13 protein-coding genes are annotated in these 18,192 nt (G+C 46.2%); 9 read left to right on the top strand and 4 right to left on the bottom strand.

What is annotated here, in order from left to right; all coding sequences use genetic code 11:
* Positions 1–19 precede the first annotated feature (19 nt).
* The 3 genes from mnmH (at position 20) to eco (ending at position 3,370) form a co-directional block, all read left to right on the top strand.
* Positions 20–1,051 carry a tRNA 2-selenouridine(34) synthase MnmH gene (gene mnmH, locus A8C56_RS08680; RefSeq protein WP_067754590.1) on the top strand — a complete coding sequence of 344 codons (1,032 nt, stop codon included), beginning with the start codon at positions 20–22 and terminating at the stop codon, positions 1,049–1,051.
* Between the two features lie 19 nt (positions 1,052–1,070).
* Positions 1,071–2,153 carry a selenide, water dikinase SelD gene (gene selD, locus A8C56_RS08675; RefSeq protein ID WP_067754587.1) on the top strand — a complete coding sequence of 361 codons (1,083 nt, stop codon included), beginning with the start codon at positions 1,071–1,073 and terminating at the stop codon, positions 2,151–2,153.
* 713 nt (positions 2,154–2,866) lie between these two features.
* Positions 2,867–3,370, top strand: coding sequence for a serine protease inhibitor ecotin (gene eco, locus A8C56_RS08670; protein ID WP_067754584.1), 504 nt, complete (start codon positions 2,867–2,869; stop codon positions 3,368–3,370).
* A gap of 141 nt (positions 3,371–3,511) precedes the next feature.
* Here the strand turns inward: eco and A8C56_RS08665 are convergent, their stop codons facing one another.
* Together A8C56_RS08665 and A8C56_RS25005 are read right to left on the bottom strand one after the other, a co-directional pair.
* The gene (locus A8C56_RS08665; RefSeq protein ID WP_245645806.1) at positions 3,512–4,291 is read right to left on the bottom strand and encodes an AIR synthase-related protein; all 780 of its coding nucleotides are present in this window, start codon (positions 4,289–4,291) and stop codon (positions 3,512–3,514) included.
* Positions 4,288–4,680 (bottom strand): AIR synthase related protein, encoded by a 393-nt coding sequence (locus A8C56_RS25005; RefSeq protein WP_245645804.1) that lies wholly within the window; start codon positions 4,678–4,680, stop codon positions 4,288–4,290. The genes A8C56_RS08665 and A8C56_RS25005 overlap by 4 nt, the downstream gene beginning before the upstream one ends.
* A gap of 88 nt (positions 4,681–4,768) precedes the next feature.
* On the opposite strand from A8C56_RS25005, the gene A8C56_RS08660 reads away from it, so the two are divergent.
* A complete protein-coding gene (locus A8C56_RS08660; protein WP_067761790.1) occupies positions 4,769–5,698 on the top strand; it encodes a bifunctional riboflavin kinase/FAD synthetase in 930 nt (309 codons plus the stop codon).
* 149 nt (positions 5,699–5,847) lie between these two features.
* Here A8C56_RS08660 and A8C56_RS08655 read toward each other — a convergent pair whose 3' ends face one another.
* On the bottom strand, positions 5,848–9,603 hold the full coding sequence (locus A8C56_RS08655) for a DUF3857 domain-containing protein (protein ID WP_245645802.1): 3,756 nt from the start codon (positions 9,601–9,603) through the stop codon (positions 5,848–5,850).
* 351 nt (positions 9,604–9,954) lie between these two features.
* On the opposite strand from A8C56_RS08655, the gene A8C56_RS08645 reads away from it, so the two are divergent.
* From A8C56_RS08645 to A8C56_RS08630, 4 genes are all read left to right on the top strand, one after another.
* Positions 9,955–12,630: a valine--tRNA ligase gene (locus A8C56_RS08645; protein WP_067754574.1), complete on the top strand. Its 2,676-nt coding sequence runs from the start codon at positions 9,955–9,957 to the stop codon at positions 12,628–12,630.
* Positions 12,631–13,136: 506 nt separating this feature from the next.
* On the top strand, positions 13,137–13,646 hold the full coding sequence (locus A8C56_RS08640; protein ID WP_067761788.1) for an outer membrane beta-barrel protein: 510 nt from the start codon (positions 13,137–13,139) through the stop codon (positions 13,644–13,646).
* A 60-nt stretch (positions 13,647–13,706) separates the two neighbouring features.
* On the top strand, positions 13,707–14,891 hold the full coding sequence (locus A8C56_RS08635; protein ID WP_067754571.1) for an MFS transporter: 1,185 nt from the start codon (positions 13,707–13,709) through the stop codon (positions 14,889–14,891).
* 56 nt (positions 14,892–14,947) lie between these two features.
* On the top strand, positions 14,948–17,332 hold the full coding sequence (locus tag A8C56_RS08630) for an outer membrane beta-barrel protein (protein WP_084490414.1): 2,385 nt from the start codon (positions 14,948–14,950) through the stop codon (positions 17,330–17,332).
* 170 nt (positions 17,333–17,502) lie between these two features.
* On the opposite strand, the gene A8C56_RS08625 is transcribed toward A8C56_RS08630, so the two are convergent.
* Positions 17,503–17,838, bottom strand: coding sequence for a hypothetical protein (locus A8C56_RS08625; protein WP_067754565.1), 336 nt, complete (start codon positions 17,836–17,838; stop codon positions 17,503–17,505).
* 180 nt (positions 17,839–18,018) lie between these two features.
* Between A8C56_RS08625 and A8C56_RS24410 the strand changes: the two genes are divergently transcribed.
* Positions 18,019–18,165: a hypothetical protein gene (locus A8C56_RS24410; RefSeq protein WP_157097924.1), complete on the top strand. Its 147-nt coding sequence runs from the start codon at positions 18,019–18,021 to the stop codon at positions 18,163–18,165.
* Positions 18,166–18,192 lie beyond the last annotated feature (27 nt).

Raw genomic sequence — 18,192 nt, 5'->3', positions numbered from 1 at the left:
TACCTTTGCCGGCGGAAATATGACAAAAAGCATTACCATAGCAGATTGGATACAACAGGCCCCAACACTGCCGCTGGTAGATGTGCGCACTCCTGCCGAATTTACCCGGGGACATATACCCGGTGCCTGCAATGTACCGTTATTCAGCAATGAAGAACGGGCACAGGTAGGCACCACTTACAGGCAGCAGGGACGCGAACCGGCGATCCTCCTGGGTTTTGACCTTACAGGCGCCAAATGGTCGGGTTTTATACAACAATGTTTACAGATCGCACCTGGAAAGCGTATTGCCGTGCACTGCTGGCGGGGGGGTATGCGCAGCGGGGCCATGGCCTGGGCGCTGGATCTGTACGGGTTTGAGGTATACCAGGTACAGGGAGGTTATAAGGAATACCGCCGCTGGGCACACCGGCAGTTTGAGCGGATGTATGAGCTGCGGATATTAGGCGGTATGACCGGTTCCGGTAAAACCCGGCTGCTGCAATATATGAAAGCCCGCGGGCAACAGGTTATTGACCTGGAGGAGCTGGCACAGCACAAGGGTTCTTCTTATGGTACCATGAACCGGATGGTACAACCCAGCCAGGAACAATTTGAAAATGAGCTGGCCTGGCAGTTGAAAGAGATGCAGACTGGCAAACCACTATGGCTGGAGGACGAATGCCAGAAGATTGGCAAACGTATCATCCCGGTGCCACTGTGGCAGCAGATGCGGACTGCGCCGATGATTGACCTGCAGGTGCCGGCAGTGCAACGTATTGACGCATTGTTAGAAGAATACGGCTGTCTGGATCCTGATTTCCTGATAGCCTGCACCGAACGTATCCGTAAGCGGCTGGGCCCATTACAGACCCAACAGGCTATTGCCGCCATCCGCGAAGGACGCATGGCCGATTTTATCCGGATTGTACTGGTATATTATGACAAGACCTACCATAAAGGGCTTGGCATGCGACCACCGGAACGTGTTTTTCCCCTGGAAGCATCCGGGAAAGACCCGGAAGCAGACAGCCGGCAATTGCTCAGGTTTATAAAAACAATACCTGTATAACAGGCTTTTTATTTTTTTGATGGTAACAACTACTTCTTTTCAACTGACCCAGTATTCGCATGGAGCCGGTTGTGGCTGCAAGATCAGCCCTGCGCTGCTGGATAAAATATTACATAGCCCTGCAACTGCCGCGTTCACTGATCCGCGCCTGCTGGTGGGCAATGATAAACGGGATGATGCAGCAGTGCTGGACCTGGGCAATGGCACGGCACTCATTGCTACCACGGATTTCTTTATGCCTATTGTAGATGAAGCCTATGACTTTGGCCGTATAGCAGCAGCTAATGCCATCAGTGATGTATACGCCATGGGCGGTAAACCGGTACTGGCAATAGCAATACTCGGCTGGCCCATTGATAAACTGCCTCCTGAAATAGCCGGGCAGGTGTTGGAGGGTGCGAGGGCTGTATGTGCCGAAGCAGGCATTGCCCTGGCGGGCGGACACAGCATTGATTGCCCGGAACCCGTGTTCGGGCTGGCAGTAAACGGACTGGTGGAACTGCCGCACCTGAAACAGAATGCCACAGCCACTGCGGGTTGCCGCCTCTACCTGACCAAAGCGCTTGGTGTGGGCATTTTATCCACGGCTCAGAAACGGGGAATATTACAACCGGAAGACGCAGCCATCGCCCTGCAAAACATGACCACTCTTAATAAACCGGGTGAACTGCTGGGCAGGCTAGATGCTGTAAAAGCCATGACCGATGTAACCGGTTTTGGCCTGCTGGGCCATTTGTCTGAAATGTGCGAAGGCAGCGGGCTTTCTGCTGTAGTGAAGTTTGACCAGGTACCAGTGATTTCCTCTGTTCCCTATTATCTTGATCTGGGTTGTGTGCCCGGGGGCACCAACCGCAACTGGAGTAGTTATGGCAACAAGATCGGCCCGCTTACAGAGCGTCAGAAACAGATACTGGCGGATCCGCAGACCAGCGGAGGGTTACTGGTGGCGGTAACTGAAGAAGGCTCTGCCGGTTTTGAGCAGCTGATGCAGAAGCAAGGTTATCACTTAAAACCATTCGGGCACCTGGAGCACCGGCATGAAGGACCGCTGGTCTGTATCAACGAGCAGGGTCTCACATTAGCTGCTGATATTATTTCTTAATGATACAATGCACAGGTATATATACCAACGGCTGTAATGCACTATTTATGGGCGCAGACGCTGGCACCTGCAACATCCGGGCCCTCTTTAAACAAGCCCGTTCACAATCATCACCTAAAATAGGTATTGACTTCAGCCCGCCGGATCTTTTATTTTTGAAATGAAATGATTTTTGAAAAAAGTGCGATCTTTTCAGATAGTTAATACATAAGGTGACGGGTGATCTCATCAGCCTGATGATGCCTGAAGGCCCGGTACCCGCTATTACCTGAAATTATCAAAACCAAAAGTCGGGGAGCTGTTTTCTTCGCTCTTACAGTTATTGACATCTTTAACAACCTTAATTAAATGTTTTATGACTTTCTTATTCAAATGGCTCAGACAGGTATTTGCCCAAAAGGAACAGCCGATGCCCTATGGTGGCTGGTTTGTAAAAATGAATAACCGGCGCAGCGGTTATCTTAACGAGCCTTAAACTAAAGAAGGGCATCGTGCCCATATGCAAAACCTGTGAAACAGATCACAGTCAAAACTATTTGTACAGGCTGTTTCCTGCCTGAAGAGCACCCGTCTATCCTGTTTTCCCAGAATTACTTTGTCTTTTCTTGATCCTGATCCATTATTTGAGGAACCATACAACCGATGTGCTTCTTTCACGGTCAATTTACCAGAGTTCCGTTTTATATTTATGTAAAACCAATAAACCTGTATTAATGAAAAAAAATCAGTTAGTAATGTTCCTGGGCCTGGTAATAACCTTATTGTCCTGTGGCAGCAGTAAAAAAACAGTAACAACAGTTCAGAATAAGGATGCAGAAAGTCAGCTGGTTCATTTTCCAAAGGCAAAACCGGGATTTAAACGTTATGTAATCACTGTGCCTGCATCACCGGCAGAAGAAAAGGAGCTGAAGCTGGAATTAATCGCCGGTAAGGTAATGCCCACTGATTGTAACACCCGCTCCCTGAATGGCCGGTTAGAAGAAAAAACGCTTCAGGGATGGGGATATACCTACTATGAGTTTAAGACCAATGGCACAGTTGTTTCTACCATGATGGCGTGCCCTGATAATAAAAAAACAGACAAATTTGTTGAGGCAAAGCCGGAACTGATCCGTTACAACAGCAAACTGCCCGTAGTGATCTTTGTACCGGACGGATATGAAGTAAAATGCCGTATCTGGCAGGCCGGCGCCTCTTTTGAGGCTGCGGAAAAATAAAAAACAATGTGAGCCGGGCAAAAAACTTATACAATCAAATATTTGATATTCATTTTTTGTTCATCGATCTCATATTAAAAATTGAGCTATAATCGTAAAGAGGCTGTATCGTATCTCTTCGGTACAGCTTCTTTTATTTAATCAGAACAGGATTACTTCTCCGCCTGTATGTATTTCCAGTGATGGTTGGGGAGCTGCTTCTACCCTACCGATTACCTGTGCCTCCACGCCAAATGATCTTGAAATATCAATAATGGCACCGGCATCCTTTTCGTTGGTATAAATTTCCATACGCGTGCCCATATTAAATACCTGGTACATTTCTTTTGCATCAGCGCCGCTGGCCTTTTGAATAATGTCAAAAATAACAGGCGGTTCAAACAAATGATCCTTAATGATCTTTACATGACCCGGAACATACTTCATACATTTTGTCTGGCCGCCGCCGCTGCAATGGATCAGCCCGTTAATGGCATCAAAATGCTGTTCCAGCAGGGCTTTTATTACCGGTGCAAAAGTGCGGGTAGGGCTTAATAATAATTTTCCGATGGTAGTTGCAGTGCCTTCCGCCTCAACAGTATCCGTAATTCCATGCGTGCCGATATATACGACCTCATCCGGTAACCCCGGCTCAAATGTTTCCGGATATTTTTTTGCAAGCTCCTTTTTCAGCACATCATGCCGGGCACTGGTTAGCCCGTTGCTGGCCAGGCCACTGTTATATTCTGTTTCATAGGCCGTTTTTCCAAAAGAGGCCAGGCCCACGATCACATTTCCCGGGGCTATTTTCTCATTGGTGATCAACCTGTTTTTGGGCCAGCGGGCCGTCATGGTTCCGTTCACTGCTATAGTGCGCACCACATCGCCCACATCCGCAGTTTCCCCACCCATATAGGTTATATGAATACCAAAATCCTTCATTGTATCAAAAAAGCCTGGCTTCCGTTGATCACTTCGGCCAGCACTTCAGCAGGGATCACCGTTTTATTACGGTCGATTGTGGATGAAAAGGCCAGCCGGTCATAAATGCCCACGCAAAGCAGATCATCCAGGTTCATAACAATTGCATCCTGGGCAATACCCTTCCAAATGCTTACATCGCCTGTTTCTTTCCAGTACAGATACGCCAGAATACTTTTTGTACCGGCCCCGTCTGCATGCATCAGGCTCACCCAGTTTTCATCATTCATGAACACATCCGGGTAAATTTTACAGAATGCCTTTTCATAAAGGCCTTTATCCAGTTTTTTTGTTGCCGCATGCACTTCTTCTTTTTGTGCAGAAACCCCTCTTTTGGAATACAGTGACATTAATTGATCGCTTTAAAGCGGCGAAGATAAGGCAGGATTTGTTATTTGAGGTTTGAAGTTTGGGGTTTCAAAGCTAATTTTGCGCTTTATGCAGATTCACAGGAATATTGAGGCGTTACCCCAATTTAAGAACGCCGTGGTAACCATCGGCACTTTCGACGGCGTTCATGAAGGGCACCGCAAAGTAATACAACAGCTTACAGACGAGGCCCAAAAAATAAACGGAGAGTCTGTGATCATCACGTTTCACCCGCATCCGCGTAAAGTAGTGCATTCTTCCATATTAGGCCTCCGCCTAATTACAACGTTGGATGAACGTATTGAACTGCTGCGGAACCTGGGAGTAAATCACCTGGTAATCATCCCCTTTACAGAGGTTTTTGCCAATCAGTTGCCCGAAGATTACCTGCGCAATTTCCTTATTGCCCGGTTTCACCCGCATACCATTATTATAGGGTATGATCACCGTTTCGGGCGTGACCGCCTGGGTGATTATAAGCTGCTGGAAGCCTTGCAGGAGAAATACCGTTACCAGTTACAGGAAATACCCAAACATGTGCTGGATAATATTTCTATCAGTTCCACAAAAGTACGGGAGGCCATTTTAAGAGGCGATATGGCTACTGCGAACCATTTGCTGGGGTATGTCTTCTTTTTTGAAGGTGAAGTGATCCACGGAGATAAGCTGGGCCGGGAACTGGGCTATCCTACCGCCAACCTGAAAGTGCAGGATGAAGAAAAGATCGTGCCCGGCAATGGGGTCTATGCCGTATATGTGAAGATACCGGGGCAAGACGGATGGTTAAAAGGGATGATGAGCATTGGCCTGCGCCCTACTGTGAACGGTAAAAAACGGACGGTTGAGGTAAATATTTTTGATTTTGATAAAATGATCTATGGCCAGACGATCCGGGTTTATGTAAAGCAGTTCCTTAGAGAAGAGGTAAAATTTGATTCGCTGGAAGCGATGGTAAAACAGATCGGCCAGGATAAGATAAACAGCCTGGCGGTTTTGTAATTACAAAGATGTTCGAACATACCTCTCAGAATTACTCCACATAAATCATCCGGTATTGCGAACCCTTTAATGCACCTAAAATATCAAACGATAGCATCACAAATAACAATCGTTCCTGTTATCAGGACTGACCCAACATAACACTGTGATCACTGGTATCCTATAAATTTCTGTTCAGCTTTTACAATTTTTTCAAAAAAGGACCGCAGGCCTTCATAATCTCCGGGCGCATAAAACTGTTGCCTGCTATTGGAGAATTTACGAATAACCTGCAACCGGCCCGGCGCCATCAATTGAAACCGCAGCGTATATTCCAGGTCTTTAAAGGTTAAAGAAACGGAAGCTGGGGGTGCTGTAAATTTCATTCCTTCCGGCGCGAAAACTGTTACCCGGGTTTCATAGGCATCCGTATTTTCGTAGGACCAGTATTCAACAGGCAGGGTTCTTTCTTCCGCAGGGAACTGATCCATGGTTGCCACCACATCATGGTAGTTGATCTTAAAGGCATTTATGGCACCCACCTCTGATACCTGGTCGTTTACAACATAAGAAAATTCGTACTGTACTGAATCCGCCGGGCCATCCAACCCGGCAAATTTAAGACCGCTCAGCTTTACTCCTGTAGAGTATCCACGGGCCACGGATTCTTCCATATCACGGAGCCGCTTCTGTTCATCGTTATGCCGGAAATCTGCGCGTACGTCTGCCGCCAAATGCCCCGATTTGATTATTTTATTGTAGTACAGCAAATCGGTTCCCTTAGGGCGGATTTCAATAAAACGCACTACTTTATCTTTAGATCGGTTACCGGTATGCAGGTGCATAACACCAGGGGATGATAAAGCCGGATGCACCGGAATGTCCAGCATCAGGGCGCCGCAGAGATTATTGGAAAGGGCCGTAAAAGGAAGATTATTATCAGTAAGTTCAATAAAATATTCTTTATTGTCCAGCATGGCCCTGGCGATGCAATGGTTAAAATCCATTGCAGGCAGGAGCATATCCCTGTTTCCGTTGTTGCGCGTGTCAATCAGCACCATGTTAGCCGCTATCCCTGCTTTATGGCACAACGCTACAAAAAGCCGGGACAGGTCCTTACAATCGCCCAGTTGTGTATTTAAGGTAACAGAAGGTTTCTGTGGAATATAGCCACTTTGCCGGAAGGCTACCGAACTGTAATGAATATTGTTTTCAATATAGTTATAAATACGCCAGGCTTTGGCAAACTGGTTTTCGGATTTTGCACCGGCGGGGAACAGGGTATTGTATACATCCGTTACTTCCGGTTCAATTTCATTATAGTTTACCACATCTGCGTACCAGGCAGCTATTTTATTCCAGTCTGCTATTGTAGACACATACATTACATTGGCAACATCAACAAGGCCCGGCATCAGCGGTTCTTCTTTTTCGGGGAGTGAATGAAGCACGTCCCAGGAATATTTTGTAAAGTCCTCTGCCTTGCTTATCTGCGGGCGGATGCTGTCCCGGCTGAACCGGAACCCGATCGCTGCATCTGCCGGGGCCAGCAATGTATACCTGGAAGCATAGCAGTAAACATCACCTGTAAAGAAATACCGGTCCGTAAAATCCTTTGCAAAATGCCCGTCTGCAAATTGCTGCAGCCGGTACCGGATAAAAACGATATCCCCTGGTTCCAGATTGGTGAACACAATATCCCGCCCGTTCTTTTCTCCCTGTATGCGTTTATCCTTTTTGATCACTTCCGACTTTTCGATCAGCAGGGATTGGTTGCTTTCGGAGTTCAATGTTACTTCTTTATACCGCTCAATGCCTTTTTCATTAACAATTTTTATCAGGGAAGTAACATATTGCTCATTCCCTCCGTCAGGATACAGGACCACATCCCTCTGATCCAGTAAAAAATAGTATCCCGCTTTTTGCTTGTCTGTACCCTTGTAATCATCACTGTTAATGATTTTGTCTTCATCAACGACGGGCAATAATTTATAGGCCTCGCTTTTTTCTTCCAGCTTCCTTACACTGATGATCAGTTCATATTGATCAGGGTTGTATTTCAGGGAACTGTGATAGGCTTCCAGGGCCGCTGCTATCTCATTTTTCTGTTTCCGTACATCTCCCAGCAATTTCCAGTAAGCATCAGCATAAGGGCTGATGGCCAGCGCCATAAGCACATATTTTTCAGCCTTATCATACTGTTTCTCCGTGAGAAAAAATTCAGACAGGGTAACGTAGAATTGAGGCACATGCGGAAAGTTTTTTATCTGCTGTTCCAGTAGCAATTGGTAATTGCTCTTCTTACCGTTATTCAGGAGTGCAGTCAGGTACTGGAAAAACACATCGTAGTGAAAATTATTCTTAAAAAATTGCTCATATACTCCCAGCGTTGCATCAGGGCCTTTTCCTGTTGCCTTTCTTAATTCATACATAGCTGTTTGCATTTCAGGATTATCCGGGTAACGCTGGTACATTTTTTCCGCAATGTTTATGATATCCTCCAGCTTTTTATCTTTTGCCTTTGCCAGGATAGCATACCTGTCTGAAATTTCATTCTCTCCGTATAGTTGTATATACCGGCTCCGTTTATTTTCCAGTTCGGTATATTTCTGGTTTTTATTCAGTTGCTGCATCGACAGGTTCATTGCAAATTCACTGTTACTATCCAGACGCATCAGGCGTTCGTTCTCTGCTTCAAGGAGCGTGTTATTTCCTTCAGCGGAAAGTATATTAATATATACAGATCTCAATAAGGTGTTGCCAGGAGCTTTTACCAGGGCCTGCCGGATCACCTGTTTTGCCAGTTCCGTTTTTTTGCTGCGCGAATAACAACTTGCCAACAGTACATAGCTGAGCAAATCAGAAGAGTCTCCGGACAGTTGGTCTTCAAAATATTGTTCGGCAAAATGAGGCAGCAATGCCGGCGTGTCAGTTACAGCCTGCTGCCTGGGATATGCTTTGTAAACGGGGGAGCCGTTTACATCCAGAGGCTTTCCTTCTTCATCCAGGAGCCTGAGGGTAAAGCTGGAATAGTCATTATTGGTATATCCCAGTTGCACCAGTATCCGGTTTGTTCCTTGTTTCAGCACACCCTTTACACTATAAGCGTCGAGGTCGGTAAGCCGTTCCCTCGGTTCCAAAATCATTAACTGGTCATTCAGCCATAGTTTCAGGTTCCCCGAAAATCCCATATTCAGTGTTATGCTTTTTTCTTCGGGCGCATCAACAAAAGTCTGGGCATAGACAATACCGGTATTGCCTGGTATTGAAAAACAGGGCGCCATCCATCCGTCATTATTTTCAAAAGCAGGGGTAAACCATTTTATGGTATCATCTGAAGCATTTTTAAAAACGGATTCCGGCTCAGGGTACTTCAGAGGGGCATATTCATTATAAAAACCGCTGCCGGACAGGTTTTCAAAAGGCCCTGCATATTGCCAGTTGCGAATAGAATGGATGGTTTGTATATAAGGAGCACCTGCAGAAAAATTACCGGACAGGAGCTCATTATAAGCAAGCACATAGTTCGCAGAGGTTCTCAATGAAACCGGAGCTTTGTTGTCGGCAGTAAGCTTATGCAGCAATTTCAGCTGGTGCGGCTTTTTTTTAACACTATGCGGACCGGTAACGGCCCTGTTAAACCACAGGGCATATATATAGGGATAGGGATCTTCCATTTGCTCATAAACAGAATCAGCAAATCCGGTAATCCTCTCTTCGTTCCGGTTAAACGCCTGAAGCAACAAACTGGTAATATATGCCCGGCCCTGCGTATGAGGGTCCTGTTGCGCTTCTTTTAAAAAAACAGTAGCCGAGGCCCTGTCGTTGCTGTTCAATGCAGTCCATGCTTTTTGATAACTGTTCTGGGAAAGGGTTGGCACGCAGGTTGCCACGCACACAATAAGCAGTGTATATTTTCTCATCATTCTAGTCTTTTATAAAACAGGTTTTTGGATTTAATGCTTTACTGGTTATTCAATCCATAAAATCGGAACAATATAGCAATTATTTTCTACTTTTTCCTAACTGCCAACAGCATGATTTTTACCATGTATTTTTGTAAAAGCTTTACATCTAAAAAGGGAGCCAACTTTATATAATCCCAGCCCGGGAACTGTTTCTCCCGGGTCCGGTACGCAGAAAATTTATTGCAGATCAACGCTGATATTACGGGTTTTTCTGTGCGGGCCTGAGTCATCCCTTTGTGCTATCTGCAGAAAACCTTCCTTACCCCTACGTTGATTCCTATGAACAAAATGCAGTAAATTTGCCGCCTTATGGAATTAACAAAGAATTTTGAGCCAGCAGCAATTGAGGCCCGGTGGACCGCGCATTGGAAGGGAAAAGGGTATTTTAACAGCTTGCCTACCGGACCGGCAGGCACCCCGGATGAACGCCCGGCCTATACCGTGGTCATCCCGCCTCCCAACGTTACCGGTGTGTTGCATATGGGGCACACCCTCAATGAGACCGTGCAGGATATACTGGTGCGCCGCGCCCGCATGAGCGGCTTTAATGCCTGCTGGGTGCCCGGCAGCGACCACGCGTCCATTGCCACGGAGGCCAAAGTAGTGCAAATGCTGAAAGAGGAAAAAGGTATTGATAAAAACAGTCTTACCCGCAAAGAATTCCTGAAATATGCGTTTGAGTGGAAAGAAAAATACGGTGGCATTATCTATAACCAGATCGAGCGCCTGGGTTGCAGCGTAGACTGGAACCGGGTAACCTTTACCATGGACGACCATTATTACAAAGCCGTTATAAAGGTTTTTGTAGATCTGTATAATAAAGGGCTGATCTACCGCGGGGCCCGCATGATCAACTGGGACCCGGCCGCAAAGACCGCCCTCAGCGATGAGGAAGTAGAATACCGCGAGGTGCAGAGCAAGCTGTATTATGTGCAATACAAACTGGACGGACAGGAAGGCTATATCACCATTGCCACTACCCGCCCGGAAACGATTTTGGGAGATACCGCCATCTGCGTAAACCCGAATGATGAGCGCTATCAACATCTGAAAGGAGCCTATGCCTTTGTGCCCCTGGTCAACCGCCGCATCCCCGTTATTTTTGATGAGTATGTAGATATGGAATTTGGTACCGGCGCCTTAAAGATCACCCCGGCGCATGATATCAACGACTATAACCTGGGGCTGAAGCACCATCTGGAGATCATTGATACCTTAAATGAAGATGGCACCCTGAGTGAAGCTGCCCAGTTGTACATAGGTGAAGACCGCTTTGATGTACGTAAAAAAATTGTGGCGGACCTGGAAAAAGCAGGTAACCTGGTAAAAACTGAAGATATTATAAATAAGAACGGTTTTTCACAGCGCAGCAATGCCGTGGTAGAGCCTCGCATTTCTACCCAGTGGTTTGTAAAAATGAAGGAGCTGGCAGCACCCGCATTAAAAGCAGTGGTAGATGGGGCTATAAAAATACATCCCGGCGACCGCTTCCTGGCTACTTATAAATACTGGCTGGAGAATGTGAAAGACTGGTGCATCAGCCGCCAGCTGTGGTGGGGGCAGCAGATACCGGCCTGGTACGCGCCGGACGGAACGTTTGTAGTGGCAGAAAATAAAGCAGCGGCGTTTGAGCAATGGTCAAAAATGTATAGTGCCCCCGGAAAAAACATTGACCATTCACCAATCACCATTGATGATCTCCAGCAGGACAGCGACGTGTTGGATACCTGGTTTTCCTCCTGGCTGTGGCCCAGTGAAGTGTTCTATGGTATCACCAATCCCGGCAACGCCGACATCAGCTACTACTACCCCACCTCTGTATTGGTAACGGGTCAGGACATCATCTTCTTTTGGGTAGCACGTATGGTAATGGCCGGACTGGAATATGAAAAAGAAATTCCCTTTAAAGATGTATACTTTACCGGCATGGTTCGTGATAAGCTGGGACGCAAAATGAGCAAGCAACTGGGCAACTCACCGGATCTGCTGCAACTCATTAACACATACGGTGCCGACGCAGTGCGTTTCGGCATTATGATCTCAGCTCCTGCGGGTAACGATCTGTTGTTTGACGAAAGCTCTTTAGAACAGGGCCGCAATTTTAATAATAAGATCTGGAATGCGCTCAAACTGGTGCGTATGTGGCAGAATAATCCCAACGGCATCACCGAAGAAGCAACTGCTGAACCGGATATTGCTGCCGCATGGATGCGTAACCGCATTGAGCAGGCCAGGGCCGAAATGGAAAACCTTTTCAGCGAGTTCCGCCTCAGCGAAGGACTGAAAACATTGTATTCACTGATCTGGGACGATTTCTGCTCCTGGTACCTGGAATGGCAGAAACCCGCACAGGGCCAGCCTACCAGCAGTGCCAAACTGCAGGCAACTATTGAATACTTTGAGGAACTGCTGCAATTACTGCACCCTTATATGCCGTTCATTACGGAAGAGGTCTACCACCTCCTCCGCGAACAAAATGATGACCTTTCTGTAAAGCAATACCAGCCTGTACGGGCCACAGATAAAGATATACTGGCACAGGGCGAGCTGCTGAAGCAAACCATTACCGCCATCCGCGACGCCCGCGTTAAAAACAACATTAAAAGCAAGGAGCCGGTAAAACTGTTTGTACAGACCGCACAACCGGAAAATTATACCAGCCTTGCGCCGATCCTACAGCGCCAGGCCAATGTAGAAGCTGTTACTATTGCAACAGAAGCTGTTGATAAATGTATTAACGTACTGGTAGGTAAGGACAAGCTCTTCATTATGCCGGCAACAGAGCTGGACACCAGCATACAAAAAGAACAACTGGAAAAAGACCTGCAATACTTACAGGGCTTCCTGATATCAGTAGAAAAGAAACTCAGCAACGAGCGTTTTGTACAAAATGCAAAGCCTGAGATTGTGGAAATTGAAAGAAGGAAAAAAGCAGATGCGGAGGAAAAAATAAAAGCGCTGCAGGAAAGCCTGAAAAGCCTTTAAGGCCAGGTACCGCATTTTTACCAAGGGCTTGGATTCATAATATACCGTCAATGTGGTTTTTTAAAAAAGCATTGACGGTATTTTTTATGAAGGTTTCTGCTCCTACCGCGATATTTTGAATGTATTGCAAAGCTCTTCATAGCTCAGGTCATTAAGGCTCCTGCTGGCCAACGCCGGTTTTACACCCCTGGAATGATTACATAGCGGAAGGCATGGTTACGTTACCCTGTAGCGCCCTGCGGCCCCGGATCGCCTTTTTTACAACTAAATGACAGAGCTGCAGTAAACAGTAATAAAATTAATTTGTCAGTTTGCATATGGTTTACTTTGAGGTTAAAATACTTCTTCAAAAACAAGCCGGTCGTAATGCGTTGAAAATACCTGATTTAAGCTATCCCGATCAGCAGGGTAAACCCAGCCGCTTTCAAAGAGCTCGCCGGTTGGGATTACCATTTAGTAAAGCAGGCCCGATAATTGTAAATATCATTTATCAAAACCCTTTAAGCATGAAAAAGTATTTCTTACTATTGCTCATTCTATTTGTTCTTCACCTTTCGCAGGCATCAGCACAATGGAAAGGCTTCAGCCTCGGCCCCTACGGTGAACTTGCTTTTCCCACCGGTGATTTCCAAAAGAATTTTAAACTGGGAGGCGGTGTCGGGCTCAATGCAGATATCCGTCTTATAAAAAAGTGGGCAGCTACCGGCTCTGTAGGGTATATGTATTTCCGTGGCAAAGACGTTACGGACGAAAACGGTACCCGGTATAAAGTAAAAGACCTGCAGGCCATCCCTGTAAGAGTAGGTGTCAAATACCGGCCTATCCCCCTGTTCTATTTGAAACTGGAAGCCGGCAGCGCTAATTATACAGGTAAAAATTATTCAGGATCAGCGTTCCTGCTTTCACCGGGTGTCGGGCTCCGCGTACTGGGATTCGATTTTCAGGCAAAATATGAAGCCTGGATGAAAGACGGCACCAAAGGCTTCTGGGGGCTGAAGGCAGGATGGAATTTTTAAAACGTTTTCACAGACAATCATACAGTAACTAAGCGTTTGACACTTTATCTTTGTTTGTCTATGAGTGATAACAGTCAGGGTTTAAGCCGTGCAGATGTATTATTAATGACCATCAGCACCGGGCTAATTGTTGCTAATATCTATTACTGTCAGCCACTGATCATATTAATAGCAAAAGATTTTAAAATATCAGAGACCGTAGCCGGAAAAGTAAACTACCTTACACAGGCAGGTTATGCCGTAGGTTTGCTCTTACTGGTTCCTTTAGGCGATATGCTGGAACGCCGTAAGCAAATACTCTTAACAACCATTGCGGCAGTTTTTGCATTATTATTAGCTGCAACTGCCCGACACTTCTGGTTATTGCAGGCAGCCTCTTTCCTGATCGGTGCCTGCTCTATTGTTCCGCAGCTGATACTGCCGCTTGCTGCCAACCTGAGCAGCGACCAGGAACGGGGAAAGAACATTGGGATTATTATGAGCGGGCTGCTGATAGGCATTTTAGCTTCACGTGCGTTAAGCGGCAGCATTGGCCAATGGTTAACATGGCGGGCCATGTTCTTTATTGCCGCAGGTATCTGTTTACTGCTGACCATAGTAATGGCTATACGGCTGCCCAAAAGCAGGCCCCGCTTTAATGGCAGCTATACAACGCTGATGCGTTCAATGTTTGCATACATCCGCGCACAGCCGGTGCTGAGAGAAGCCTCAATGATCAACTTTATAGCCTTTGCCATCATCAGCGGATTTTGGACAGTAATGGTATTATATCTTGCCAGCCCCGTTTATCATTTTCAAACACTAAAGATCGGTTTATTTGGAATAGCAGGTGCAGCGGGCGCTATGGCAGCACCACTGGTGGGCCGGCTTAGTGATAAAGGAAACCCCAGAAAAAATCTTTTAAATGGCTTTGTGCTTCAGATTGTCAGCCTGGTGCTCTTTTACTTCTGGGGATCAAATATCTTCTTTTTTATTGTCGGTATCCTGCTGATCGATATTGCCCAGCAGGCCATTCATGTAACCAATCAAACACGGATCTATGCACTGGTTCCGGAAGCCCGCAACCGGCTGAATACCATTTTCATGTCAGTAAGCTTTGTGGGTGCTGCTTCGGGCTCCGCTGCAGGGCTTGTGTTATGGAACAAAGGCGGCTGGGCCTTGTTTTGCATCGGGTGCGCCCTGTTGGTAATCCTGAACCTGCTGCTCTATTACATCTTTAACCGCCGTTACAGCACGGGAAACTAAGGCTGTACAAACAACCGTAATTGTTCCGGCAAAAGCAGTTTCTTTATTTTTGGCGGATGCGAAAATTTCTGTATGTACTCTTATTCTTATTCCATACGCTGTTTTGTAAGGCCCAGGTATCTGTTCAGGGAAAAATTCAGGATAACACCGGAATCCCGGTGCCGGATGCAACAATGGAATGGTACGGGCCACAGCAATCATCCCAAACCATAACGACCAGCCATGACGGAACATTCAGTATTTCCGCATTAAAAGCCGGAGAAAAGTATTTGCTGCAAGTAACCGCTATTGGCTATCAGAACAGCCTTGCCAGTCTTATTTTACAAAAAGATACTACATTAAAGCTGATCCTGCGTCCTGATAGCATCACTCTTGGCAATGTTACGGTCAGCAGCCGTACAAAACTGATTCAGGTGCAGCCAGACAGGACCATCATCAACCTGGCAGATAACCCAACCATTACCGGCAGTAATATGGCCGATGCATTCAATAAAATCCCGGGTATCCAGGTCAGTAACGACCAGCTCTCCATTCCGGGGAAAGGAATGGTGCAACTGATGCAGGATGGGCGGCTGATCCAGCTCTCACAAAAAGATCTGGTGAATTACCTGAAATCGATCCCGGTAGGCACCATTTCAAAAATAGAAATCATCGCCAATCCTTCAGCTGCTTATGATGCTTCCGGAAATGCAGGGCTCATCAATATCATCACCAAACGCAACAGTCAACAGGGTTATAGCGGAAGCGTACAGGCAGGCTATAAGCAATGGCAACACTATCCCGGTATGGATATAACAGGCAATATCAGCTATAATTCCGGTAAATGGAGGCTTTATGCAAATGCCAATATGTTCCGCATCCGGCACCGCTATGGCTTTCGCTGGGAAGAATACTACCCGGACCGTTCGTGGATCATGAGCGATACCGGCGACTATAAACAAAATAACCTGGCAATAAATGCGGGTGCTGATTACCGGCTTTCTCAAAAATCAACGATCGGGTTTACAGTTGGCTTTTCAAGGTACTTTGAAGGCGGAGCCGATTATGTACGCAATCATTTTTACAATCAGCAGGGAACAACTGATTCTTTTCTGACTACTTATGCAGATTATGTTCCGCTGGCCCGAACACAATCATACAACGTCTATTACCAGACAAAACTGGACTCAACCGGTAAGTCTTTTTCACTGGATGGCAGCTACCTGACATTTTTCCGTACAGATGAATGCCATTTTACCGGCAAAACATTTACACCGGATGGTACACTGATTCCCGCTTCTACTGCCCGTTATTATAACACCGCTTTGCAGAACATCAATATTTATACACTGAAGGCCGATGTGGTGCTGCCGGCAAAAATTGCCAGTTTTCAGTTAGGCGGAAAGATCAATTTTATCAATATATATGATAACCTGCTGTATTACACGGTAAAGGACAACGAACGTGTTTTTGATCCCGAACTTAGCAGTGAATACAAGTACACTGAAAACACCCAGGCACTGTATGCCAATGCCGGCCGGGACATCCGTAACTGGAGCCTGCAGGCCGGCCTGAGGGCCGAACTGACACAAACTACAGGTTATTCCTACATTCTGAGCCAGGGTAGGCAAAACAACTATATAAAGTTTTTTCCCAACGCATTGATCAGTTTTAAAAAAGACAATCACAACACCTTCTCATTTACTTATAATAAGCGGGTGCGACGGCCTACGTTCTGGAATCTCAATCCTTATAAATCCCTGCTTACTGCATACAGTTATTATGAGGGCAACCCGTTTTTGCAACCCGAGTACAACAGTAACTTTCAGTTGCAGCACAGCTATAAAAACAAATGGACCAGTGCGCTTTTTGTGGCGCTGACCAATAACGGGTTTGACGATATTACGATAGCCCGTGCAGATACCAATTTTGTATTGCGCACACCCAGGAATTTTGTAAACAGCACCCGCCTGGGTATTTCAGAAAACCGGCGCTTTGCCGCTTTTTCCTGGTGGGAAAGCAATAACCTGCTGAATATCTATTATACGCAGGGCAGATCGCAGTTGGACTATATAACAGATATGGAAGGATGGGGGGCTTATTTTTCAAGCAGCAATAGTTTTTATCTGAATAACAGCAAAACACTTGCTGCCGATGCAAATTTCTGGTACCAGTTTCCGGATGTTGCTTTAGTAAACCGGTCAGATGCGTACTGGAACCTGGATCTGGGCATCACGACCGCTTTAATAAAAGAAAAGCTATCGATCAATGCCAGTGTGCAGGACGTGTTTGGTACCAGTGCCCCCTCCTACACCACCTTTGTTAACGGCATCCGGCAAAAATATGCCACCCTGCAGCTCAACCGGAATTATTCCCTCACGTTTATATTCAAATTCGGGAAAAAAGAGACAACGGCATCAGAACATTCCAGCAGTAACCAGGAAGAAAAAGAACGGATCTGATCATGTACCGGCACACCGGACCGCAGTCAGCCAGGAGCCGTTACTCCTGTTAAAATGGGGCAGCAAGCTCTTAGCTCAATCCGGGTGCAGGAACTATCTGGTTTGTTGGAAAAGACAAACAATCCGGGATTTTTTTATTCCCCGGATTGTCTGATGTAAGCCATTAAGAACTACTGTGGCTGTTGCCTGTTGGCAAATTTCTGTATCAGTCCCGGAAGTGCAGCAGCTATAGCACCGGTTACAGCAGGTGGCAAACCCAGTTTTGTGGTAAGTGAATTGATTAAGCCACCCTCAATTGCATTTACAGCAGTGCCACCGGAACCTATTGCATTTTTTAAAGTATCCAGTAATCCGCCGCCTGTGGTCTCACCGGCTGTTGCCGCGTTATTAATATGGTTAGCAAGCTCATCATGAAGGGCCGCCTCCTGCTCAGGAGTAATATTGCCGGCAATATCGGGATGGCCTCCCAGTTCATTTTTTACTGCGTTCAGGATTTCATCAAACATAGTTGGGGTTTTTATTAAGGTATTAAGATACATTTATTTCTTTATAACTAAAATTAATTTATTGATCTCACCGGTAAATGGTAAATGACGGAAACCATCAGCTGGCCTGCTCTAAATTGGCTTTCCGGATATCCGCTGATATTACGCGGTATAATTTTACTAAAACAATCCCGGATGGTTATGCATATAAAACACGGCAGCACCACGATCTGTGACTGGCCGGAAAAGAAATGCGTTTGTGATAGAAAGATAATATGGATAGCGGTTCCGTATAACACGCAGGGAAAGAACATGATCAAAAAAGGCGACCATAAAATGACCGCCTGAAAAAGATTGTACCGGCAAACGGGTCTG

The sequence above is a fragment of the Niabella ginsenosidivorans genome (genome assembly GCF_001654455.1).
In the GTDB taxonomy this organism is placed as follows: Bacteria; Bacteroidota; Bacteroidia; order Chitinophagales; family Chitinophagaceae; genus Niabella; species Niabella ginsenosidivorans.
The sequence above is the reverse complement of the archived record's forward strand: the minus strand, read 5'-3'. Positions and strand labels throughout refer to the sequence as shown.